This window comes from Nonomuraea sp. CX421, from assembly GCF_059358955.1.
Genome location: NZ_JCADBK010000006.1, coordinates 227,366 through 250,730, shown reverse-complemented (window position 1 = coordinate 250,730; position 23,365 = coordinate 227,366). Strand labels below are relative to the sequence as shown.

The following is a 23,365-nucleotide window of genomic DNA, read 5'->3' as shown; positions in this document are numbered from 1 at the left end:
TTCCGCGAGGCGGTGCTCACATCGCGTCCAGATACTCCTGCCTGACCTTCGAGCGCGACAGCTTGCCCGTGGGGGTCCGGGGCAGCTCGTCGCGGTACTCGATCACCCTCGGATGCTTGAACCTGGCGATGCGTGGCGCGCAGTGCTCCAGGAGCGCGGCGGTGAGCTCGGGGCCCGCCTCGACGCCCTCGACCGGCTGCACGAGCGCGACCACGTTGTGGCCCCACTCCTCGTCGGGCACCCCGATGACGGCCACGTCGGCGACCGCCGGGTGCTCCAGCAGCGCCGCCTCGATCTCGGCGGGGTAGATGTTGACCCCGCCCGAGACGATCAGGTCGGTGCGCCGGTCGCAGAGGAACAGGAAGCCGTCCTCGTCCATGTAGCCGATGTCACCGGGGGCGTACCACTCGCCGCGCATGCTGGCCGCCGTCTTGGCGGGGTCCTTGCGGTACTCGAAGGTGCCGAGGCCGGACTTGACGTAGATCATGCCCGGCTCGCCCGCGGGCAGCTCGTCGCCCTTCTCGTCGAGGATCTTGGCCTCGAACATGGGCGCCGGCTTGCCGACGGTGCCGGGGCGGGCCAGCCAGTCGTGCGGCTTGACCGAGAAGGCGATCGTGGACTCGGTGGAACCGTAGTACTCGTACAGCACCGGCCCCCACCAGTCCATGATCCCCTGCTTGACCGCGACCGGGCAGGCGGCGCCGGTGTGGATGACCTGCCGCAGGCTGGACAGGTCGTACCTGTTCCTGACCTCCTCGGGCAGTTGCAGCATCCGGTGGAACATGGTCGGCACCATCATCGCGTTGGTCACCCGGTGGCGCTCGATCAGCTCCAGGATGTTGACCGGCTCGAACCTGGGCGTGATCACCACCGTGTGGCCGAAGTGCAGCGCGAACTGCGTGTGCGCGCAGGGCGCCGAGTGGTACATCGGCGAGGTCACCAGGTGCACCTCGTCGCCGGGCACCAGGTCGACCACCTCGCCGAAGAACCACGCGTACAGCGGGGCGATCGCCTCGGGCTCGGTGCCGGGCAGCGGCCGCTGCACGCCCTTGGGGAAGCCGGTGGTGCCGGAGGTGTACCACATGACCGCCCCCGAGGAACGGTCGGCGGGCGCGGTGTCGGGCTGCCCCTCGGCGAGCGCGCCGGTGCCCACGTCGGCGGTGGGCACGACCTTCGCGTGGGGCTCGTGGACGACGACGACCTTGGCGTCGCAGTCGCTCAGGATGTAGGAGATCTCCGGCTCGGTGAGGTGCCAGTTGATCGGCACGTAGTACATGCCCACCTGGCCGGTCGCCATCAGCATGACCACCGCGTCGATGCCGTTCGGCAGCACCCCGGCCACCACGTCACCGTTGCCGAGCCCGCGGGCCCGCAGGCCGTGGGACACCTGGTTGACCCTGGCGAGCAGCTCTCCGTAGGTCGTCTCGGAGCCGTCGGTGTCGATCACCGCGAGGCGGCCGGGGTCGGCGGCCGCGATCGCGTAGAAGCCGGGCAACTGTTTGACGTCCATTCACAGCTCCAGGAGGTCGGCGAGGCGGGCGCGATGGATCCGGGGCGGGCCGAGCAGCACCTCGTCGGTCTTGGCCCGCTTGTAGAACAGGTGCGCGTCGTGCTCCCAGGTGAAGCCGATGCCGCCGTGCAGCAGGAGGTGGTCGCGGGCCACCTCGAAACAGGCCCGGCCGACGTACGCCTGGGCGAGCGCGGCGGCGGCGGGCAGCTCCTCGGGCGACTCGTCGGCGGCCCAGGCGGCGAAGCGGACGATGGACTCGGCCTGCTCCAGCTTGCAGTGCATGTCCGCGAGCTTGTGCTTGACGCCCTGGTAGGAGCCGATGTAGCGGCCGAAGGCGACGCGGATCTTGGCGTAGGCGACGATGGAGTCGAGCGAGGCGCGCAGCACGCCGAGCTGCTCGGCGGCCAGCGCCACGGCCAGCCGGTCGCCGATGCCGTCGTCCTGGGGCGACGCCCCGAGCACCCGGCCGCGCGCCCCGTCGAGCTCGATCCGCGCCTGGCCGCGGGTGATGTCGAGCGTCTCCAGCGGCGTGCGGGTGACGCCCTCGCCGGTCAGGTCGACGGCCACCAGGACCATGCCGTCACTGGTGCGCGCGGGCACCAGCAGCACGCCGGCCTCCATGCCGCCGAGCACCTGGGCCAGCGTGCCGCGCACGGCCACACCGCCGTCGGCGCTCTCGGCGGCCAGGCCGTCGTCTCCGGCGGGCTGGGCGAGGGTGGCCACGACGCGGCCCTCGGCGATGCCGGTCAGCAGCTCCTTGTCGGGCACGCGGGTGAGCGCGATCGCGGCGAACGTGGTGGCCAGGAAGGGGCCGGGCAGCAACGCCGCGCCCGTCTCGGTGAGCACCACGGCCAGCTCGGCGAAGCCGGCGCCGGAGCCGCCGTACTCCTCGGGGACGATCAGGCCGGACAGGCCCAGCTCGCCGTTGAGGCGGGTGTAGACGTCCGGGTCGTAGCCCTCGCGGACCTTGGGCAGCGGCGACACCGTGCCCAGGAACGAACGGACGGTGTCGCGGAGCTCCTGCTGCTCCGGGCTGAGTACGAGGTTCACGCCTGGGTCCCCACCTTCAGGTCCTTGAACGGCACGGTCTTGTCCACGCGCGGCTCGGGCGGCAGGTTGAGCACCCGGTCCCCGACGATGTTGCGCATGATCTCGTTGGTGCCACCGCCGAGCGCCATGCCGGGCGCCAGGGAGATGGCCTGGGACAGCGGGTTGTCCTCGCCGACGACCGCGGACGGGCCGGCCAGCCGGGTCGCGAGGTCGGCCTGGTACATGGTCAGCTCGGCGAGCAGCAGTTTGGCGGCGCTGCCACGGGCGCCGGGGAACACGCCGGCCTTGGTCTCCTGGGCCAGGCGCTGGTTGAACAGGGCCAGCGCCCGGGACCGGATGTGCAGCTCGACGAGCTCGTCGCGGACCAGCGGGTCGGTGGTGTCGACCAGCCGGCGCAGCCCGTCGAGGGCGGTCGGGTCGTCCCTCCTGGTGCCCATGCCGACGCCGGACGAGATCGACAGCCGCTCGTGCAGCAGGGTGGTGACCGCGACGCTCCAGCCGTCGTTCACCTCGCCGACCCGGTGCTCGTCGGGGATCGTGACGTCGTCGAAGAAGATCTCGTTGAAGTTGGCCCTGCCCGACATGTCCTTGAGCGGCCGGACCGTCACCCCCGGATGCCGCATGTTCACCACGAACATGGTCAGGCCCTTGTGCTTGGGCACGTCGACGTCGGTGCGGGCCAGCAGCAGGCCCCAGTCGGCGTGGTGGGCCACCGAGGTCCACACCTTCTGCCCGTTGACCACCCAGTCGTCGCCATCACGCACGGCCCTGGTCTGGAGGCTGGCGACGTCGCTGCCCGCGCCCGGCTCGGAGAAGAGCTGGCACCAGATCTCCTCGCCGCGCAGCAGCGGCCGGACGAAGCGCTCGCGCTGCGCGTCGGTGCCGCGGTCGACCAGGGTCGGTCCCGTCATGCCGAGGCCGATGGAGAAGACGTACGTGGGCAGGGTGAAGTCGCGCGACTCGGCGGCGAAGGCGCGTTCCTCGGCCTGGGTCAGGCCCTGGCCGCCCCACCGCGCCGGCCAGGTGATGCCGGAGTATCCGGCGTCGTAAAGCCTGGCCATGAATTCCTTGGCGCGGGCGATGCCGTCCGCCTCCTGGGCGTCGTCCGCCCTGGCGTTGGCTTCCAGCCACGTCCTGGCGGTCCGCCGATACTCAGCGAGGTCCACGCCTTGGTTCACGTCAAGGTTCACATCGTCTCCTTGGCATCAGTGTTCACTTACTCTAACCACCTGGCCACGACCCGCATAGAGCGTTGTTCTGGGCGTTTTATCCGAATTTGGAGCCGAATCTCCGCTAATTAGAGTCACGACAACCTAGTGTGATCATCTGATTACCGGGAGGAAAGGTGTGATCACACGGTTCGGGAGCTCCATCCGGGCACGGCTGACCCTGTGGGCCGGCGTCGCCGCGGCGGTCCTCTGGACCCTGCTCAGCGTGCTCGTGCTGTACACGGCGCAGCACACCGCCGCCGAGTGGCGCAGCGCCTCGGCGTCGAGCGCCGCGCTGCGCACGGTGCACCATCTCGAACGCGGCGAGCTGCCCACCGTGATCAGCGAGCCAGACGTGGACGCGATCCAAGTGCTCAACGCCCGAGGACAGGTGATGGCCTCGACCGCCAACCTGGCCGGCAAGCCCCGGATCAGCGACCTGAAGCCGGTGAACACCGCCAGCCGCACACTGATCACCTGCGACCTGCCGGAGCTGCCCGGCGACTGCCACTACATGGCCATCTTCCGGGCGTACCAGGACGACGGTGACTGGCTCGTCTACTCCGTGGTGGAGGAGGTGCCGTGGTACGTCCATCCGGTGCTGATCGGCTCCCTCGCCGGTTTCACGGTGGTGATGGTGCTGCTGACCCGGTTCGGCGTCTCGCGGGTGGTGGCCAAGACGCTCGCCCCGGTGGACGGGATCCGCGCCGAACTGGCCGAGATCACCGCCACCGACCCGGGCAAACGGGTACGGATCCCGCGCAACGCGGACGAGATCCGGGAGCTGGCGCGTACCGTCAACCAGACCCTCGACCGGCTGCAGGACGCGGTGACGCAACAGCGCAGGTTCGTGTCGGACGCCTCGCACGACCTGCGCAGCCCCATCACCGCGATGCGCACCCAGATCGAGGAGGCCCTGCTGTATCCCGCCGACACCGACTGGGAGGAGACCGGGCGAGCCCTGGTGGCCAGCCTGGACCGGCTCCAGGCCCTCGTTGCCGACCTGCTGGCCCTGGCCAGGCTTGAGGCGGGCGCCCCCACGGCCCACCAGCCGATCGACCTGTCGGAGCTGGTCTCGGCGGAGACGGCCAGGCCACGCTCGAAGAAGATCATCACCACCCTGCATCCCGGCGTGACCATCTCGGGCGACCGGCTGCAGCTGACCCGCCTGCTGACGAACCTGCTCGACAATGCCGAGCGGCACGCCGAGTCCACGATCATCGTCGCGGTGCGGCGTTCCAGGGACACGGCCTATGTCGAGGTCCTCGACGACGGCGCCGGCATCACGCCCGACCAGCGCGAGCTCGTCTTCCAGCGCTTCACCCGGCTGGACGCCTCGCGCAGCCGCGACGCCGGCGGCACCGGGCTGGGGCTGCCCATCGCCAGGGAGATCGCGGCGGCGCACCACGGGACGCTCACCATCGAGGATTCCGACTACGGCGCCCGCTTCGTCCTGCAGTTGCCGCTCCCGGAGAAGCCGCCCGGGTGATACTCCGATACCCGGCGCCCGATTTGTCCTACTGATCGTCCTGCTCACTGGTTAAAGTGGCCCGCTGTGACTCCAGGTTTCAGCCGATTAAGGCGCGAGGACTTACTCAAGACGGCCTGCGAGGTGATCGCCGAACGGGGGTTCGGTCACACCAGGACGCTCGACATCGCCCGGGCCGCCGGCGTGAGCCAGGCGCTGCTGTTCTACCACTTCGAGACCAAGGATCGGCTCTTCGCCCAGGCCTTCGACTACGCGGCCCGCCAGCATCGCGACACGCTGGAGGAGATCGAGCGCCTGGAACGGCCGCCTCTCGACCGCCTGCGGACACTGCTGCGACGCTGCTCGCCCAACGGCTCGCCGGACGGGTGGCGGCTCTGGATCGACGCCTGGGCCGAGGCGATGCGCAGCCGGGACCTCGAGGAGATCTCACGCAGCCTCGACGAGCAGGGCCGGACGGTGCTGTGCGGGATCATCCAGGACGGCGTCAAGTCCGGCGACTTCGTCTGCGCCGATCCCGACGACGCCGCCTGGCGGATCTTCTCGCTCATCGACGGGCTCGCGATCCACAACAACGTGCATCCCCGCACGCTGTCCCGGCGCCGGGTGAACCATCTGGTCCGTACGGCCGCCGCCGCGGAGCTCGGCCTGTCCGTCGCCGATCTGTGAAACCCTCCCCCTTCCGCTCTTATTGGATGCTTCGTACAATTAGCGGCGAGGAGAGGAGCGCACGCGATGACACCCGCCCCGAGCTCTACCACCGCCAGCGAGCGGAGCGCCTACGAGACGGTCATCGAACGCCTGTCGAAGGCCTCGGTCGACAAGCACTGGGAGCCGTATCGGGACATCCCGTGGGACGACCCCGGCTTCCTCATCGACCGGACCGACCCGCGCTGGGAGCTGCCGGACGTCGACAAGCTGGGCGGTCATCCCTGGTACCGGCGCCAGCCCCCCGAGACGCGCGCGCTGATCGGGCTGTGGCGGGTCGCCACGGCCATGAAGATCGGGCTGCAGTTCGAGAACCTGCTCAAGAGGGGCCTGCTGAACTTCGCCTACCGGCTGCCCAACGGCTCACCCGAATTCCGCTACGTCTACCACGAGACCATCGAAGAGGGACATCACGGGATGATGTTCCAGGAGTTCGTCAACCGTACGAAGCTCCCGATCCGCGGCATGCCCGGCCCTCTGTCGGCCATCGCTCAGGTGACGCCGTGGATCCCGCTGATCTCGACCGAGCTGTTCTTCGTGTTCGTGCTGGGCGGCGAGGACCCGATCGACCACGTCCAGCGCAGGGTGCTCAAGGACGACCGGCCGCACCATCCGCTGGAGGAGATCATCATGCGCATCCACATCGCGGAGGAGGCCAGGCACATCTCCTTCGCCCGGCACTACCTGCGCGACCGGGTGCCGAGGATGCCCCGGCACCGCCGCTTCCTGCTGAGCCTGATCTCGCCGGTGATCCTCGGCGTGATGGCCAGGATCATGCTGGCTCCGCCCGGGCCGATGATCAAGCGGTTCGGGATTCCGCTGAACGTCGTGACCGAGGTCTACGTGCGCAACCCGGCCGCCCGGCAGGAGATCCGCGACTCGGTGAGCCGGACCCGTGAGCTGTGCGTGGAGGTCGGCCTGGTCAACGCCCTCAGCAGGCGCCTCTGGAAGCTGATGGGCATCTGGGCCTGACCGCCGCCGCACACGGGCGCCGCCGTCCGTCATGGGTGGGACCATGGAGGTCGCATGACCTCCTACGGAAGGTGCTGATCGGTGAGGCGGCTACTCACGGTTCTGCTGCTCGTCTGCGCCGGGCTGTGGATCTCCCCCCCGGCCCTGGCGCACAACGTGCTGGTGAGCAGCGACCCCAAGGACGGGGCGACGCTGTCCGCCTCTCCCGAGCGGATCACGCTGGTGTTCGACCAGCCCGTACGCCGGGGCTACGCGCAGATCGGCGTGACCGGGACCGACGGCTCGTCCTGGGCCGGCGGCGCCGCCACGGTGGCCGCCGAGCGCGTGTCCGTCAAGGTCAGGCCGCTGCCCCCGGGAGGCGCGTACGTCGTCGGCTACCGGATCCTGTCGGCCGACGGACACCCGGTCACCGGCAAGATCACCTTCACCCTGGCCTCCACCCCCACCGGCCCCGCACAGCAGGACGCCGCACAGCCTGACGCGGCGCAGGCGGACCCAGCACAAGCGGACGCGGCACAGGCCGGTCCGGCGCGGCAGGAGGTCGGGGCCGACGCCGCCGACGCCGCCGACGCCGCCGAGGCGGCGGCCAACGGCGGAGCGGGCATGGCCGTGGTGTGGATCGTGGGCGCGCTGCTGATCCTGGCCGTGGGCACGGCGGTCGCCCTGCGCCGGTCGGGTCCCGGCCCGGCGACGGATGGGGAGGGCCCGGCGTGACGGTCACGACCGCCGTTTCCAGGCGAGCGGAGGGCCGGGCGGGCGGATGGGCGGCGGCGGGGGCCTTCGCGGTGGGCGCGATCGTGGCGGCCGTGGTGGCCGGCACGCTGACCGCGCAGGAGGCGGTGCCGGGCATCCCGCTGCCGGGTGCCGTCGTGACCGTCGGGCTGCCGGTCGTCCGCGTGCTCCTGGACATCGCCGCGGTCGCCGTGGTCGGCCTCAGCCTGCTGTCCAAGCTGCTCGGCTACGACGATCCGGAGCGCACCGAGCCCGTCATGCGCCGGGTCCGGCCGCTCACGGTCACCGCCGCGTGGGCGTGGGCGGCGTGCGCGCTGCTCACGATCGTGTTCCAGACGGCCGAGCTCAACCCGGGCGGCGTGCCCACCCTCGGCATGATCGCGGGCTACGTCGACACCGTCGGCACCGGGCAGGGGTTGCTGTTCAGCGCCGCGTGCGCGCTGGCCGCAGCCGGCATCGGGCTGATGGCGGTGCGGTTCGGCGAGAAGGTGCCAGCCGAGCTGCGCATCGTGGTGGCCCTGTTCGGGCTGCTGCCCCTCCCGGTCACCGGTCACGCGGTCGACTCGGTCTGGCACGACCCCATCATGATCTCGATGGAGGCGCACGTGATGGGCGCGGCGGTCTGGACGGGCGGCCTGATCGCGGTCGTGGTGTTCGTCGCGCCGCGCAAGGACCTGCTGGCCGTGGCTCTGCCCCGGTTCTCGCGGGTCGCCACCGGGTGCCTGCTCCTGGTGGGTCTGTCGGGGCTGATCAGCGGGCTCGGCACGATGGCGCTCACGCCCGGCGTCGAGCTGCCGGGCGCGATCGTCACCAGTGAGTACGGCCTGCTGGTCGTGGCCAAGGTGGCCCTGACCGCGCTGCTGGTGCCGCTGGCCGCGCACATCCGCTTCCGGCTGCTGCCCGGCATCCGCCGGGGCGCGACCACCGCCGTGGTCGCCTGGGCGACGGCCGAGCTGGCCGTGATGGGCCTGGCCTACGGCGTGGCCGTAGCGATCACCCGCGCCTCGATCGGCTGACGCCGGGCCAGCCACTCGCAGACCAGCCAGACGGCCAGCAGCCCGGCCCCCGCCCAGACGGCCGACGACATGACCAGGGGCGGGGCGCCCAGCAGGCCCGACTGGCCGGTGAGCGTGCCGTACACCTGGCCCATGAGCGTGCTCTGCGCGGCCAGCGCGGCGTAGACGGCGGCCGTCACCATGGCCGACCCGAGCACCGCGCGCACGACCGGCATCCGCACCGCGAACGCGAGATCGACGCAGAGCCCGCCGATCACCAGGAAGAACGGCACCGCCGACGGCGGGAAGCCGGTGAACGTGAGCAGCGGCCAGATCAGCGTGCGGAAAGCGACGTAACCGGCGGCCACCAGCGTCGCCGCGCCGAATCTGCCGATCATCATCCGGGCCACGACCAGCACGGCCAGACCGGCGACCACCGCGTAGACCGGATACAGCACGTCCGGGACCGGCAGCGCGAACCCCGTCATCATCACCCGGTCGATCGGCCGGCCCATCTGGTCGGCGGCGAACCTCAGCAGGATCGGCTCGGCGTAGGTCGTGCCGTTGTCCCAGGCGCCGATCGACAGGATGCCGTACTCCTGGTGCTGCTCGGGGAAGTGCACGTTCTCCAGGAAGAACGCGAAGAAGGCGCCGAGCACGACGGTGCGCTCCCTGCCCGCGGGCGCGCCCATGAACCAGCCGCGGATCACACCCGCGATCATGAGGAACGTCCCGGCGTAGAGCATGATGTGCGACGGGCTCCACGAGGTGATGTCGAGCCCGTTGACCCGGTGGTTGATCAGGTCGAGCGGCACCGCCACGAGGAACACCCCGGTGCCCCACTGGATCAGCCGGAGCGCCGCCTTGTCGACGCCGTAGCCGGTGTAGCCGTGGACGATCGTCAGCGCGAGGACCAGCACCGTGCCCGCCGAGTTGAGCAGGTGCGGCGGCGCGAGGTCGTCACGCAGCCACTTGAAGTGCCACGACACGTCCCAGGCCGAGCCGAGCAGCTTGAGGGTGAGCGCCACCAGCCAGCCGTAGTAGAGCACCCTGAACAGGTCGGGCGGGGTCTCGCGACCCGCCTGGCCTCTGGTCCAGTGCGGGGCGGCCCAGGCGACGGCGTCGCTGACGATGGCTGGTGTTCTCACGGCGAGCATCCTATGGGCCGCCGCGCGGTTTCAGCAGTGCGGTCTCGGCCGCGGGGGCGGATGCCCGTGGCCGTTCCGGACGTCCGGGGTGAGGCGGATCCGCCGGCACGGCAGGGGCATCGCGGTCCTCTCGGCCGAGCCGGTCGTCTCAGGGATCTCTCAGGTGGGGAAAGTAGGCTCGCGCCATGAAACGTGTGGCCGCGCTCGTCGCGGTGCTTGCGCTCGTCGGGGTGGCGGTCTGGGGGATCTGGCCGTCCGCGCCCGAAGTGCGTGGCCAGGAGCAGAGGATCTCCGTCGTCGACGGGCCCGCCGACGACCAGCGAGTGGAGCTGGACACCACCTTCTTCGCTCCACCGGACGGTGGCAAGGCTCCGGCGGTCCTGCTCGCGCACGGTTTCGGGGGCAGCAAGCAGAGCGTCCGCCTCCAGGCGCAGCGGCTCGCGCAGGACGGCTACGCGGTGCTGACCTGGTCGGCGCGCGGGTTCGGCCGGTCGACCGGCCAGATCGCGCTCAACTCCCCCGACTACGAGGTCAAGGACGTCAAGCAGCTGATCGACTGGCTGGCCAAGCGGCCCGAGGTCCGGCTCGACGCCGCAGGCGACCCGCGCGTCGGCATCGCGGGCGGCTCCTACGGCGGGTCGATTGCGCTGATGACGGCCGCCCACGACAGCCGGGTGGACGCGATCGTCCCCCAGATCACCTGGTCCGACCTGGCCGACGCGCTGTTCCCCGACGCCACCGGCCAGGGCCCGGAGAACGGCGTGTTCAAGCGCATGTGGGCGGGCTTCTTCTTCGGCAGGGGCGGCGGGCCGATCCAGGGCCTGGAGGCGCTGACCCGGCAGCCCGAGCCGCTCTCGGCGGAGGAGGCGCGCTGCGGCCGGTTCCTGCCCGCGATCTGCGACATCTACCAGCAGGTGGCCGAGACCGGCAAGGCCACTCCCGAGGCCGTGGCGCTGCTGCGGCAGTCCAGTCCCGTCACGGTGGCCGGCCGCGTGAAGGCGCCGACACTGCTCATCCAGGGGCAGCGCGATTCGCTCTTCCCTCTCGGTCACGCCGACGCCAACGCCCGGGCGATCGCCGCCGCGGGCACGCCGGTGAGCCTGGCCTGGTTCGACGGCGGTCACGACGGCGGCAACGGCGAGGCCGACTGGCTGCACGACCAGACGACGGCCTGGTTCGGCCACTACCTCAAGGACGACGGCTCGGCCGTGGCCCGGCCGTTCACGGTGACCCGTGACGGCGGCCGCGACCCCGGCACCCGCCAGCGCATCCGCCTGCACCCCGAGGCCGCCTCCTACCCCGGTCTCGGCGGCACCGCCACGACCTCGGTCACGCTGTCGGGCCCGGAGCAGCCGGTGGTCAACCCGCCCGGCGGCGCGCCCGCCTCGATCTCGACGGTGCCGGGCGTCAGCGGCCTGCTGGGCGGCGGCGGCCAGAGCAACGTGAGCGTCTCGCTCGACATGCCGGGCCAGAGCGCCTCCTTCGAGTCGGCTCCGCTGACCACGCCCCTGCAGCTCACCGGCAGCCCGACCGCCACGATCAAGGTCTCGGGCAAGGGGCAGGTGACGCTGTTCGCCAAGCTCTTCGACGTGTCCGACAGCGCCCAGCCGCCCACCCTGCCCGCCGGGCTGGTGGCGCCGTTCCGCGTGACCATTCCCGAGGGGCAGAGCAGCGTCGAGGCCACCGTGACGCTGCCCGCCGTCGACCACGCCTTCGCCGTCGGGCACCGGCTGCGGCTGACGGTGGCGACGACCGACATGGGATACGCCACTCCCGCCGAGCCGGCCTCCTACCAGATCGGCCTGGCCTCGCCCGCGCTGACCGTGCCCACGGTCAGCGCGCTCGCGGCGCCCGCGACCGGGGTGGCCTGGTGGGTGTGGGCCCTGCCGCTGGCCTCCATCGTGGTGGCCGCCATCGTGCTGGCCACCGGCCGCGGGCGGAGCCGCTCCGGCGGCGACCCGGCCGAGCGGGCCGGCGAGCCCGGGGTGCCGCTGGAGATCATCGGGCTGACCAAGGCCTACCGCAACGGCGAGCTCGCCGTCGACGGGCTGTCGTTCCGGGTCGAGCAGGGCCAGGTGCTGGGGCTGCTCGGGCCCAACGGGGCCGGCAAGACCACCACGATGCGGATGATGATGGGCCTCATCCAGCCCGACGCGGGCGAGATCCGGATCTTCGGCGACCCGGTGTCGTCCGGGGCGCCGGTGCTGTCCCGGCTCGGGTCGTTCGTCGAGGGGCCCGGGTTCCTGCCTCACCTGTCCGGGCGGGAGAACCTCGAGCTCTACTGGGCCGCCACCGGCCGGCCCACCGCCGACGCCCGCTTCGACGAGGCGCTCGAGATCGCGGGGCTGGGCAAAGCGCTGGAGCGGGCGGTCCGCACCTACTCTCAGGGCATGCGCCAGCGGCTGGCCATCGCCCAGGCCATGCTCGGCCTCCCCGACCTGCTGGTGCTCGACGAGCCGACCAACGGGCTCGACCCGCCCCAGATCCGGGAGATGCGCGAGGTGCTCAAGCGCTACGCGCGCGACGGCCGCACGGTGATCGTGTCCAGCCACCTGCTGGCCGAGGTGGAGCAGACCTGCAGCCACGTGGTGGTCATGCACCGGGGCCGCCTGGTCTCCACCGGGCCGGTGTCCGTCCTGCTCAGCGAGGCCGTGCCGACCAACGGGCACGGCCCGCGCCTCGAAGACGTGTTCCTCGACCTCATCGGAGACAAGTCGTGACCGCCGCGACGGGCTACGCCCCCCGCCGGACCCTCCCGCTCAGGGTCGAGATCGTCAGGCAGTTCAAACGACGGCGCACCCTGGTCATGTTCGGGCTGCTGCTGGCGCTGCCGTGGATCCTGGTGATCGCGTTCCAGTTCGGCCCGCAGGGCGCCGGCCAGCAGCAGGCGTCGCTGCGCATCTCCGACCTCGCCTCGGCGAGCGGGCTCAACTTCGCGGCGTTCGTGCTGTCGGTGTCGGCGAGCTTCCTGCTCGTGGTGGCCGTGGCGCTGTTCTGCGGCGACACGGTGGCCAGCGAGGCCAGCTGGTCGTCCCTGCGCTACCTGCTGGCCGCCCCGGTGCCGCGTGACCGGCTGCTGCGGCAGAAGCTCATCGTGGCGCTCGGCTACTCGGCGACGGCCGTCATCTGCCTGCCGTTGATGGCGCTGCTCGCGGGCACGCTCGCGTTCGGCTGGCACGACATCCAGGTGCCCGGCACGGGCGAGACGATCCCGGCGCTCGACGTGCTGCCGCGCTTCGGCATCGTGATCGGCTACGCGCTGGTCAGCCAGCTGGTGGTGGCGGCGCTGGCGTTCCTCATCTCCACGGTCACCGACTCTCCGCTCGGCGCGGTGGGCGGCGCGGTGGGCCTGTGGATCGTCAGCACGATCCTGCAGGCCGTGGAGGCGCTGGGGACGCTGCGGGAGTTTCTGCCCACGTTCTGGAACACCGCCTGGCTCGACGCGCTCGCGCCGGAGCTCGACTGGAGCGGGATGGCCAAGGGCGCCTCGGTGTCGGTGACCTACGCGGCCATCCTCATCGCGGTGGCCTTCCGGAGATTCCGCCGCAAGGACGTGGTCAGCTAGGTCTCGGGGCCCGATGCCGGGCCCCGGGTCAGGCCGCCCAGTGCGGGGGCTTGTCGTCCAGATAGAACGCGTCGGAGTCGTCCTCCTGCCACTCGCCCCAGCCGAGGTCGGTGTCGTCGGTCGACTGCTCAGGGAGAAATTCACTCACGGTAGACATGCTACCGAGAGGAACAAAGTCGCTCCCGCGGGCCGCGTCGGCGTCCGGACAGCCCGGATCTCCAGAGGTACGATGCCTGGGCAGGTGTTCGCCTACCCCTCGTGAGGCAGCCCATGGCCACCCCGACAGGCTGGCGGCGAGAAGGCAATCTTCCAGCGGAGCTGACGAGCTTCGTGGGTCGCACGCGCTTGCTCGCCAACCTCAAGCGCCACCTCGGTGAGTCGCGCCTGGTCACGGTCACGGGGATCGGCGGGGTGGGCAAGTCCCGCACCGTGCTGCGGCTGGCCCACCAGATCAGGTCCCAGTACGAAGACGGCGTGTGGTTCGCCGATCTGGCGCGGCTGCAGGACGCGGGCATGGTCCGGCACACCATCGCGTCCGCCCTGGGCATCGCCGACCAGTCCTCGCGGGCCGAGTCCGAGTCGCTGGCGGAGTGGGTCGGCGACCGGCGGATGCTGCTGATCATCGACACCTGCGAGCATCTCGTCCAGGGCTGTGCCGAGCTGGTCCAGGAGCTGCTGGAGAGCAATCCCCATCTGAAGGTCCTGGCCACCAGCCGCCAGTCGCTGCACCTGCCGTACGAACACGTCGTGCCCGTGCCGCCGCTGCTGGTGCCGGGCGACGATCCGGCCGAGAGCCTGTTCACCAACGAGTCCGTCCAGCTGTTCGCCGCCCGGGCCGGCGCCGTGGTGCCCGACTTCACGCTCGACGAGCAGAACATCGGCGCGGTGGCCGAGCTGTGCCGCAGGCTCGACGGCATCCCGCTGGCCATCGAGCTGGCCGCGGTGCGCCTGCGGGCGCTGTCGGTCGACCAGATCCTCGGCTTGCTGACCGACAGGTTCAGCCTCCTCGCGGGGGCCAGCCGGACGGCGCTGCCGAGGCATCAGACGCTGCGCGCGGCCATCGGCTGGAGCCACGAGCTGTGCGATCCGGCCGAGCGGCTGCTGTGGGCGCGGCTGTCCGTCTTCGCCGGCGACTTCGAGCTGGACGCGGCCAGGTCCGTCTGCTCCGACGACCGGCTGCCGTCCGAGGCGATCACCGATCTGGTGACCGGCCTGGTCGAGAAGTCCATCCTGCTGATCCGGAGCAACCATGCCGGGGTCCGCTACAAGCTGATCGACACGCTGGCCGAGTACGGCGAGGAGTGGCTGGACAAGCTCGGGCAGACCCAGCAGATGCGCCACAAGCATCTCGAGTACTACCTGGCCCTGGCGGGGCGCAGTGAGGACGCCTGGTCGGGTCCTCGGCAGATCTACTGGTTCGTCCGCATGCGGCAGGAGCACGACAACGTGCGCGTCGCGCTTGAGCACGCGCTGCGCACGCCCGGCGAGACCCTGCTGGCGCTCACCCTGCTGTCGTCCTTGTGGTTCATGTGGGTGTGCTGCGGCTTCGTCCGCGAGGGTCGCCTCTACCTGGAGCGGGCGCTCCAGGCCAACCCGGGCGTGAGCAAGGAGCGGTGCAAGGCGCTCTGGGTGCTCTCCTACGTCCGCAGCGCCCAGGGCGACAGCACGGGCGCGCTGCAGGCGGCCGAGCAGTGCAGCACCGAGGCCGTGCGGGTCGGCGACTCCAAGGCGGTGATCCTCGCCTCCAAGATGCAGGGCACCGCCGCCCTTTTGCAGGGCGACCTGCAGAAGGCCAGCGCGCTGCTGGGCGTGGCGATCGAGTTCAACACCGACAACAAGGAGCTCAACCCGGGGCTGCTGCCCGCCATCGTCGAGCTGTCCATCGTGCTGACGTCGCAGGGCGAGCTGTTCGAAGCCGAGTCGCTGCTGACCGACTGCCTGCAGGTGTGCAGGGAGCGGGGCGAGCTGTGGGTGAGCTCCTACGCGCAGTGGGCGCTGTCGATCACTCGTCTGGCCACGGCCCATACCGAAGACGCCCTGCAGAGCGCGCGGGAGGCTCTGCGGATCAAACGCCACTTCCACGACACGCTCGGCACGCTGCTGGTGCTGGAGACCACGGCCAGGGTCTTCGCGGCGGCCGAGGAGATGACCCTGGCCGCCCGGCTGCTGGGCGCCCTGCACCAGAACTGGAAGACCGCCGGCCTGCCGATGCTCGGGGCTCCGTTCCTGACCACCGACCACGAGCAGTGCGTCAAGGAATGCCAGAAGGCGCTGGGCGAGTCGCGTTACAGAAACCTCTTCGACGAAGGTTGCAGGCTCGACCTCGACGAGGCGTCCTCGCTCGCCCTGGGCGAGCTGGACTCCCCCGGAGACTGACGGCCTCCGGCCTCCGGCCATCGGGTCCCGGTGGGCCAGGCGTGGATGTAGCGGGTGCTGCCGAGCGAGAACTGAATGTGCCCGCGCACCCAGTGTTCGAGGCCCCGCACGTATGCGCGGACCGGCGGCGTGGCCCAGTGTTCGAGTGACCCGAGCCGGGCCTGGAACGCGGCGATCACGTCGTTGTGCATCCTCGACACCTCTTCCAGCGCCTCCTGCAGGGTGAAGGCCCGGTGCGTCGCGAGTACGGTGACGAGGTTGTGCCTGGCGTTGTCCTTGCCGCGCTCCTTGGCGTACGACAGCAGGTCGTTGTCCCAGCCGATGAGGTCGCAGGCGAGCTCGGACAGCGCGCGCACGTCGGGGTGATGCCATTCCTCCGCTTCGAGCCGGTAGCCGCCGCCCACCTCGATCAGGGCGAAGCAGGTGTAGGTGGCTCCGGTGATGCGCCGCATCAGGACGTACTCGTCGGGGGTGGGGATGAGGTCGGCCTCGCGGTTGGCCGCCTCCCAGATCTGCGCGAAGAGATACTCCTTCACCGTGATGCGCCAGCGGTCCACCTGGGCCGGGGTGGCGGTCGCGGAGATGCGGTGGAAGAGCTCGTGCAGCGTACGGCCGAAGGGGTCGTCGCCGTCCGGCTTCCTGCGGCCGTCGAGGATCTCGAGGAGCGGCGGCAGCGCGCGGGCGAGCGCGGCGGCGCGGTGTCCCAATGCTCCCTCGCAGAAGGCGTCGTCGAACGCGAAGAGCCAGTTGTACCAGTCGTTGATCAACCTGAGGCTGTCGCGCGGGACGGTGGGGTTCGTCCGTGCGGCCAGCAGGCCGATTCTGGAGCGCCGGAAGTGCTCGATCATCTTGGGCCCGTCAAGCATCTTGGAGGCGGCCAGCCAGGCGTGGCTCTCCGCGTCGACCTCCGCGGCATGCACGTTGATGTCACTGGGAAACGGGCATGGCAGCGGAGGGATCCGGAGAGGTCGTCCACCAGGGGAGGAATGCGCAGAAGTAGCCATTCACACAGCATGACGATGGAGCGTTTGAAAGGCCATGCTGGTTTAGTTCGCTACTATTTCCTGAAATGTCATATTATGAATGGTTTTGCCGTGTTGCATGGTAGAACTCATTGTTCGCGCATATCTTGAGGGTGTTCCGCCGGGGATGGATTCCCATCCTCGGGCCGGCTCCCGCGTCGGACAACGCTCTGACCACGTCAGGCTTCTTCTTGAACACGGCGCCCGTAAGCGATCTCTGGCCACGCTCGTTCGCGCCGCTCCGGCCGGCACCGTGCTCGATGGGTGTCCCGGCGTCACCGTGATAAGCCGCGGGCATCAGCAAAGTGTCACTTTGTCGTCGGTGAGCCGACGACCTTCCCACCGCCCCTCAGGCACGCGCACGATGCCGTCTCACCCCCTCGCCAGGGCGATCACCCTGGTGGCGACCCCCTCCGGCTCCGGGTCCCCGTCCGCGCCTCCCCTCAGGGATAGATAAGGTGCCCTGCACGGAATCGTTCCGGCTCGCCGTAGGTTCTGGAGAGAGTACCTAGGGAAAGGCTGTCCAACCGTGTTCGACCCGACGGATCTCTACAAGCTCGCAGACGACGTGCCCGAGCCGGCCGATCCGGTGCTGCTCTACCACTTCGACGGTTTCGTCGACGCTGGTGGTGCCGGACGCCTCGCGCTGGGCCACCTGCTGGCCGAGCTGGAGCACCGCGTCGTGGCGACATTCGATGTCGACCGCCTGCTCGACTACCGCTCGCGCCGCCCCATCATGACCTTCGACACCGACCGCTGGGTCGAGATCGAGACCCCCGCCCTGACCGTCCACACCCTGCGCGACACCACCGGCACGCCTTTCCTCGTCATGACCGGCCCCGAGCCCGACCGGGAGTGGGAGCTGTTCACCAGGGCGGTCGGCGCCCTGCTCGACCGGTTGGGCGTCAGCAAGATCGTCACGATGCACGGCGTGCCGATGGCCGTGCCCCACACCCGCCCGCTCGGCATCACCATGCACGCCAGCCGGCCCGAGCTGATCAACTCACAGACCAGCTCGTTCGGGAGGGTTCAGGTGCCGGGCAGCGTGGCCGCCCTGCTCGAGTTCCGCCTCGGAGCCGAGGGCCACGACGCGGTGGGCTACGCGGTGCACGTGCCGCACTACCTGTCTCAGGCCGAGTACCCCCACGCCGCCGTCACCGCACTGGAGGCGGTCACCCGGGGCACCGGCCTGGTCTTCCCCATGGACGAGCTGCGCGAGGCCGCCCGGCGTACGACGACGGAGATCGAGGAACAGATCCAGGCGTCCACCGAGCTGTCGACCGCGATCAAGGGGCTGGAGCAGCAGTACGACGCGTTCGCCGGCGGCGCCGAGCGCGAGAACCTGATGGCCGAGCCCGGCCAGATGCCCACCGGCGACGAGCTGGCGGCGCAGTTCGAGCGCTTTCTGGCCGAGCGTGATGACGAGTGAACGGCGCGCTAGCCTGACCGGATGAGCGAGATCGAGGTCGGTCTGGTCGGCTACGGCACCGCGGGAGCCCACTTCCACGCTCCGCTGATCGAGGCGACCGCGGGGCTGCGGCTGGCGGCCGTGGTGACCCGCGATCCGGCGCGGGCGGCCGAGGTCGCCGGCCGGTACGCCGCCGTGGCGGTGCCCGACGTGGAGCTGCTCTGGGACCGGTGCGATCTGGTGGTCGTCGCGTCGCCCAACCGCACCCACGGGCCGGTGGCGACCGAGGCGCTCACCCGGGGCAAGCCGGTCGTGGTCGACAAGCCGCTCGCGGGCGGCGCCGAGGAGGCCCGCTCGCTGGTCGCCCTCGCGCGCGAGCGGGGGCTCATGCTGACCGTGTTCCAGAACCGCCGCTGGGACGGCGACTACCTGACCGTGCGCGAGCTGGTGGACGGCGGGGCGCTGGGCGAGGTGCTGCGGTTCGAGTCCCGGTTCGAGCGCTGGCGGCCGGCGCCCAAGGGCGGCTGGCGGGAGACCGGCGGCGCCGAGGAGCTCGGCGGCCTGCTCTACGACCTGGGCAGCCATCTCGTCGACCAGGCGATCCAGCTGTTCGGCCCGGTCCGCGAGGTCTACGCCGAGACCGACGTCCGGCGCGCGGGCGTCGCCTCCGACGACGACACGTTCCTGGCGCTCACCCACGTCGGCGGCGTTCGCTCCCACCTGTGGGCCAGCGCGATGGCCGCGCGGCCCGGTCCCCGGTTCCGGGTGCTGGGCTCGGCCGCCGGCTACCTGAAGCACGGTCTCGACGTGCAGGAGGGGCGGCTGCGAGCCGGGATCTCGCCCGCCACGCCGGGGTTCGGCGAGGAGGACGAGGACCTGTGGGGCACGCTCGGCAGCGGCGAGCAGGCCGTCTCGGTCCCCACCCTGCCCGGCCGCTATCTCGACTTCTACCGGGGCGTGGTGGCCTGCCTGCGCGAGGGGGCGGCGCCGCCGGTCGACCCGGGCGGCGTCGTCGACGCGCTGACCGTCCTCGACGCGGCCCGCGTCTCGGCCACCCAGCGCATCGTGACGCACCTGATCTGAGACCAGGTCAATCGCGCAGGCGGGAGCGCACCGCGTCGGTGTCGTCGTCGGTCCAGCCGTGCAGGGCCAGCCAGCCGCGCGGCCCGCCGAAGCGGTCGTCGAGCACGCCCAGGAACTGCTCGATGTACCTCGGCCTCGGCATGTGGTCGTCGGCCGGCCGTGAGTCGAGGTCGTCGCGGTAGGTGGCGCTCCCCCGCAGCCGGCGCAGCACCAGCTCCAGCCGTTCCCCGGTGGCCGCGTAGTCCTCGACGATCGCCTGCCTGGTGGCGCCCGCCACCTCCAGCGCGAGCGCCGACAGCACGCCGGTGCGGTCCTTGCCGGCCGCGCAGTGGACCACGGCGGCTCCGTCGGTGAGCGCCATCGCGCGCAGCGCCGCGACGACCGCGTCCGGCCGGTCGCGCAGGTAGCCGTAGTAGAAGCCGGTCATCCGCAGGTCCTCGTCCAGCCGGCGCTCCTGCCAGGGCAGCACCCGGTCGAGGTCGACGGTGTCGGCCTCGACGTCGGTGTGCCTGCCGCCCTCGGCGAACAGGGTCAGGTGGTGGTGGGTCACCTCGGGGACGCGGGCCAGCGGGCCGGGACCTTCGAGGGTGACCTCGGCGGTGGAGCGAAGGTCGACGACGTGGCGCAGCTTGAGTTCGCTGACCAGTCGTGACACATCGCCATGCGTGAGCCCCTGGAGATTGTCTGCGCGAAAAATCCGGCCATAACGGGTGGTTCCACCATCAGTGGTGGGCAGCCCTCCCAGGTCACGGACGTTGACGGCGCCTTCCAGGTCTATCCATCTCGTCATCGCGTTCATCGATGCGACCCTATATGTCCGCTGAAAATGAGCGGATTCGAGGTTCTTAACGCAGCATGAACCTATGGATCCGCGTGCTCTGCCCCCGCGGCTGGTGATAGATCCATCGCTGCCACCGGAGATATCGATCCAGCTGCGATCCAGTCCGGAGGTGCTCCGCATGGCCAGAACCGGCTGGCGGATCAAGCCCTCGTACCATCTCGAACTGCTCGTCTTCCTGCCCGGCTTCCTGCTGCTCGTCTGGATACTGACCGACACCACGGCCACGGTCGTGGCCGCCGCCGGCATCGGCCTCATCGCGCTGATGCGCTGGCTGGCCGTCGACGCCTCCAAGCGGACGAACAGGAGGCTCCTGCGGCTCGCCACCGAGCACGCCGCGCGCTACGTGCTGCCCGAGGACCTCGACTACCCCTGCCAGATGCTGCTGAGCCGGGCCCAGGACGCGGTCGGCAGGGTCCTCGCCTCGCGGGTGCACCGGGCCGGGCTGATCGACACCATCGACAACCAGGTGACGCTGCCGGAGGAGGTGTGGCAGATCGCCCAGCGGCTGTCGCGGCTGTCGGCCATGCACCATGAGCACCGCCGGCTGGTCCCGCGCGAGCTGCCGTCGGGCCTGGAGGACGCCTTCAAGCCCTACAGCACGGCGCTCGACGCCGCCTGGACGTCGCTGTCGAAACGGGTCCGCCGCCTGGAGGAGTACGCCAAACAGGTGATGCGGGCCGACCAGGTCTACCACGCGCACCAGCGGCTGGAGGCGCTGGCCGCGCGCACCCCCGACTACCAGGAGCTGATCGCCGAGACCGTGCGCGACGAGGTGGCGGACGAGCGCATCAGGGAGCTGGGCGAGCAGGCCCGGCACGTGCGCAGGTTGTTCGAGGAGAGCATCGGCCAGGCCCGGCGGACCGCGGGCGAGCTGCTCAGGCCTCCGTCCGCTTGAGCAGCTCCAGGGTCCGGCGCAGGCCGGCGTTGTTGCCGAGGCTGCGATAGATCTCCCTGGCCTGCTCCAGCGGGTGGACGGCGGCGCTCGGGCCGCCCGCGTCGAGGTGGGCCTCGCCGAGGTGGCGCAGGCTCAGCGCCATCCACCACCGGTCGTCCAGCTCTTCGAAGGCGTGGACGGCTCGGCGCAGCTCGCGCTCGGACTCCTCGATCCGGCCCAGCCGGGCGAGCGCCCGGCCGGCGGACAGCGCGGTGCGGGCCACGCCCCACGAGTCGCCGAGGGCCGTCAGGATCTCCTCGGCGCGCCGTACGAAGTCGAGCTCGCGCAGCCCGTTGGCCGGGTCGCCGACCTCGCCCGCCGCGCGCAGGCAGCGGGCCTCCTCCCACAGCTCGCCGCGCTGCCGGAACATGCCGGCCGCCCGGTCGAGGCTGAAGCCGGCCCTGGCGAAGCCGTCGAGCGCGGCGCGGTGGTCGCCGCCCCGTCTCAGGCCGCAGGCCTGGGCGGCGAGCACCTCACCGTAGGCGCGCAGCGTCTGCGCCTCGGAGTAGCGGTTGCCGTAGCGCTCGAACACCGCCAGTGCGTCCTCCAGGAGCTGCCGGGCCTCCTCGGGACGACGTTCGGCCAGCCGCATCTCGGCGAGGTTGCGCTGGGTGCGGGCCATCCACCACAGGTCGTCCTCGCCCTTGAAGGCGGTGATCGCGCCGATCAGGTAGTCCTGCGCGCGGTCGAGGTGACCGTCGGAGAACAGGGACATGCCGACCGTGCGCATCGCCCGGGCCGCCCACCACGACTCGCCCAGCTCGGTGAAGATCTCCAGCGCCGACTCGGCGCCGGCCCGCCCCTGCTCGTGCGCCCCGAGCCCACCTTGTACGGCGGCGCGGTCGAGCAGCGCGATGCCCAGCGCCCGCCGGTCACCGGTGCGCCGCGCGGCCTCGCAGCCGAGCGTGGAGACCTCGTCCCAGTCGGCCCAGTAGGCGCGCAGCGAATGGCACAGCGAGCAGAACGCGCGGGCCAGGCCCCCGGTCAGCTCCCACAGCTCCAGCCGGCTGGCCAGCTTGATCATGGCGATCAGGGCGAGGCGTTCGGCGTTGAGCCAGTCGCCGGCGTGCACCTGCCCCTCGGCGCTGGTGCGCCGGCCTCCCCTGCTCCAGTCCTGGGGCCAGCGATCCTGCGCCGCGGCCTCCGCGCGGCGGCGGTAGCCGGACAGGACGCGTTCGATCGCGGCCCGGCGCCGCTCCTCGCCGTCGTGGTCGGCCAGCTCGGCGGCGAAGACGCGGACCAGGTCGTGCAGGCGGTAGCGGAGCGTACCCGTCTGGTCGGCGCCGGAGCACTCGGCGAGCTGGGCGTCGATCAGCGCCTCCAGCTGGTCGGCGCCGTCGAGCCCGGAGATGTCGAGCAGCTCGCCCGCCACCCAGCTCGGCACGTCGGGCGAGGTGAGCGTGGACAGCCGGCGCAGCAGGCGGCGCTGCATGCCGGTGCAGTCGTCGTAGCTGAGCTGCACGGACGCGCGGACGCTCTTGTCGAGGGTGGGCGCCAGCTCCAGCTGGTCGAGGCGGCGACGCTCGTCGGCCAGCCGGCCGGCCATCTCGCGCAGCGTCCACTGCTCGCGGGTGGCCAGCCGGGCGCCGCAGATGTTGATCGCCAGCGGCAGGTAGTCGCAGGTCCGGACGATCTCCTTGGCCGAGTCGAGGTCGTCGACCACGCGGGCGCCTCCGGCGAGCCTGGCCAGCAGTTCGACCCCGGGCGCCTCGCTGAACACGCCGAGGCGGGTGTCGTGGGTGCCGTTGAGGAACAACGGCTGGCGTGACGTGACCAGCACCGCGCAGCCGGGCTCGGCGGGGATGAGCGGCTTGACCTGCTCGGGGCCGTGCGCGTTGTCCAGGCCGATGAGGATGCCGCGGCCCTTGGTCCAGGTGAGCCAGAGCCTGCGCAGCTCGTCGAGCCCGCCCGGATCGGTGGTCAGCCGGACGCCGAGCGCCCGCAGGAACCCGGTCAGCACCTCTTCCGGGCGGACCGGAGCGTCGACGCCACGCAGGTCGGCGAGCGCCTCGGCACGTCCGGTGAAGTGCTCGGGGGCGGGTGGCCACTGGTCGGGCGCGCGGGAGGAGGGCTCCTCCAGGGCGGCCCGCCTGGGCCGGACCTCGGTCGTGGCCCAGGTGGTGAGTCCCACGAGAATCGCGGCGACGGCCGTCACGCCGACCTTGGCGAGGGGCGGGATCTCCCACTCGACCGACGCCGCCAGGATGCTGGCGGCCGCCGCGGCGAGCCCCGCCGCCACGGGCGCGGCCAGTGGCACCTTGCGGCGCCGAGGTCGCGGGCGGTCTGGCGACTGCCCCGTCAACGAAACACCCCCTCCAGGGTAGTCG

The 23,365-nt window shown here is 71.2% G+C and carries 18 protein-coding genes; 11 read left to right on the top strand and 7 right to left on the bottom strand.

All coding sequences use genetic code 11. The features are described from left to right. Nucleotides 1-16: 16 nt before the first annotated feature. Genes AC5L3X_RS14325 through AC5L3X_RS14315 form a run of 3 tightly spaced genes read right to left on the bottom strand, consistent with a single transcriptional unit; the run spans nt 17 to nt 3,750 of the window. Nucleotides 17-1,510 carry an AMP-binding protein gene (locus AC5L3X_RS14325; RefSeq protein WP_494857394.1) on the bottom strand — a complete coding sequence of 498 codons (1,494 nt, stop codon included), beginning with the start codon at nt 1,508-1,510 and terminating at the stop codon, nt 17-19. Further along, nucleotides 1,511-2,560: an acyl-CoA dehydrogenase family protein gene (locus AC5L3X_RS14320; protein WP_494857393.1), complete on the bottom strand. Its 1,050-nt coding sequence runs from the start codon at nt 2,558-2,560 to the stop codon at nt 1,511-1,513. Further along, on the bottom strand, nt 2,557-3,750 hold the full coding sequence (locus tag AC5L3X_RS14315; RefSeq protein WP_494857392.1) for an acyl-CoA dehydrogenase family protein: 1,194 nt from the start codon (nt 3,748-3,750) through the stop codon (nt 2,557-2,559). The genes AC5L3X_RS14320 and AC5L3X_RS14315 overlap by 4 nt, the downstream gene beginning before the upstream one ends. 157 nt (nt 3,751-3,907) lie before the next feature. Between AC5L3X_RS14315 and AC5L3X_RS14310 the strand changes: the two genes are divergently transcribed. From AC5L3X_RS14310 to AC5L3X_RS14290, 5 genes are all read left to right on the top strand, one after another. Continuing rightward, the gene (locus AC5L3X_RS14310; protein ID WP_494857391.1) at nt 3,908-5,257 is read left to right on the top strand and encodes a sensor histidine kinase; all 1,350 of its coding nucleotides are present in this window, start codon (nt 3,908-3,910) and stop codon (nt 5,255-5,257) included. Nucleotides 5,258-5,323: 66 nt separating this feature from the next. Further along, entirely contained in the window at nt 5,324-5,923 is a 600-nt protein-coding gene (locus tag AC5L3X_RS14305; protein WP_494857390.1) for a TetR/AcrR family transcriptional regulator, read from the top strand. Nucleotides 5,924-5,989: 66 nt separating this feature from the next. Continuing rightward, nucleotides 5,990-6,934, top strand: coding sequence for an AurF N-oxygenase family protein (locus tag AC5L3X_RS14300; RefSeq protein WP_494857389.1), 945 nt, complete (start codon nt 5,990-5,992; stop codon nt 6,932-6,934). Between the two features lie 81 nt (nt 6,935-7,015). Next, nucleotides 7,016-7,648 (top strand): copper resistance CopC family protein, encoded by a 633-nt coding sequence (locus AC5L3X_RS14295; protein WP_494857388.1) that lies wholly within the window; start codon nt 7,016-7,018, stop codon nt 7,646-7,648. Beyond that, nucleotides 7,645-8,682: a copper resistance D family protein gene (locus AC5L3X_RS14290; RefSeq protein WP_494857387.1), complete on the top strand. Its 1,038-nt coding sequence runs from the start codon at nt 7,645-7,647 to the stop codon at nt 8,680-8,682. Before AC5L3X_RS14295 ends, AC5L3X_RS14290 begins: the two co-directional genes overlap by 4 nt. On the opposite strand, the gene AC5L3X_RS14285 is transcribed toward AC5L3X_RS14290, so the two are convergent. Further along, complete coding sequence (locus tag AC5L3X_RS14285; RefSeq protein ID WP_494857386.1) at nt 8,640-9,809, bottom strand: hypothetical protein; 1,170 nt, start codon at nt 9,807-9,809, stop codon at nt 8,640-8,642. The genes AC5L3X_RS14290 and AC5L3X_RS14285 overlap by 43 nt on opposite strands. Before the next feature lie 185 nt (nt 9,810-9,994). Between AC5L3X_RS14285 and AC5L3X_RS14280 the strand changes: the two genes are divergently transcribed. The 3 genes from AC5L3X_RS14280 to AC5L3X_RS14270 all read left to right on the top strand — a co-directional run bounded on the left by AC5L3X_RS14280 (nt 9,995) and on the right by AC5L3X_RS14270 (nt 15,750). Continuing rightward, nucleotides 9,995-12,529 (top strand): alpha/beta fold hydrolase, encoded by a 2,535-nt coding sequence (locus AC5L3X_RS14280; protein WP_494857385.1) that lies wholly within the window; start codon nt 9,995-9,997, stop codon nt 12,527-12,529. Beyond that, nucleotides 12,526-13,374 carry an ABC transporter permease gene (locus AC5L3X_RS14275; protein WP_494857384.1) on the top strand — a complete coding sequence of 283 codons (849 nt, stop codon included), beginning with the start codon at nt 12,526-12,528 and terminating at the stop codon, nt 13,372-13,374. Before AC5L3X_RS14280 ends, AC5L3X_RS14275 begins: the two co-directional genes overlap by 4 nt. 330 nt (nt 13,375-13,704) lie before the next feature. Beyond that, nucleotides 13,705-15,750, top strand: a complete 2,046-nt coding sequence (locus tag AC5L3X_RS14270) for an ATP-binding protein (RefSeq protein ID WP_494857383.1) — start codon at nt 13,705-13,707, stop codon at nt 15,748-15,750. On the opposite strand, the gene AC5L3X_RS14265 is transcribed toward AC5L3X_RS14270, so the two are convergent. Then, nucleotides 15,660-16,670 carry a terpene synthase family protein gene (locus tag AC5L3X_RS14265; protein ID WP_494857382.1) on the bottom strand — a complete coding sequence of 337 codons (1,011 nt, stop codon included), beginning with the start codon at nt 16,668-16,670 and terminating at the stop codon, nt 15,660-15,662. The genes AC5L3X_RS14270 and AC5L3X_RS14265 overlap by 91 nt on opposite strands. Nucleotides 16,671-17,301: 631 nt before the next feature. Here AC5L3X_RS14265 and AC5L3X_RS14260 point away from each other — a divergent pair. After that, nucleotides 17,302-18,201, top strand: coding sequence for a proteasome assembly chaperone family protein (locus AC5L3X_RS14260; RefSeq protein WP_494857381.1), 900 nt, complete (start codon nt 17,302-17,304; stop codon nt 18,199-18,201). A 21-nt stretch (nt 18,202-18,222) separates the two neighbouring features. After that, the gene (locus tag AC5L3X_RS14255; protein WP_494857380.1) at nt 18,223-19,263 is read left to right on the top strand and encodes a Gfo/Idh/MocA family protein; all 1,041 of its coding nucleotides are present in this window, start codon (nt 18,223-18,225) and stop codon (nt 19,261-19,263) included. Nucleotides 19,264-19,270: 7 nt separating this feature from the next. Here AC5L3X_RS14255 and AC5L3X_RS14250 read toward each other — a convergent pair whose 3' ends face one another. Further along, nucleotides 19,271-20,053 carry a tyrosine-protein phosphatase gene (locus tag AC5L3X_RS14250; RefSeq protein ID WP_494857479.1) on the bottom strand — a complete coding sequence of 261 codons (783 nt, stop codon included), beginning with the start codon at nt 20,051-20,053 and terminating at the stop codon, nt 19,271-19,273. Between the two features lie 169 nt (nt 20,054-20,222). On the opposite strand from AC5L3X_RS14250, the gene AC5L3X_RS14245 reads away from it, so the two are divergent. Next, nucleotides 20,223-20,999, top strand: a complete 777-nt coding sequence (locus AC5L3X_RS14245; RefSeq protein ID WP_494857379.1) for a hypothetical protein — start codon at nt 20,223-20,225, stop codon at nt 20,997-20,999. Here the strand turns inward: AC5L3X_RS14245 and AC5L3X_RS14240 are convergent. Beyond that, complete coding sequence (locus AC5L3X_RS14240) at nt 20,980-23,295, bottom strand: tetratricopeptide repeat protein (RefSeq protein WP_494857378.1); 2,316 nt, start codon at nt 23,293-23,295, stop codon at nt 20,980-20,982. The two genes, AC5L3X_RS14245 and AC5L3X_RS14240, sit on opposite strands and share 20 nt — an antisense overlap. Nucleotides 23,296-23,365 lie beyond the last annotated feature (70 nt).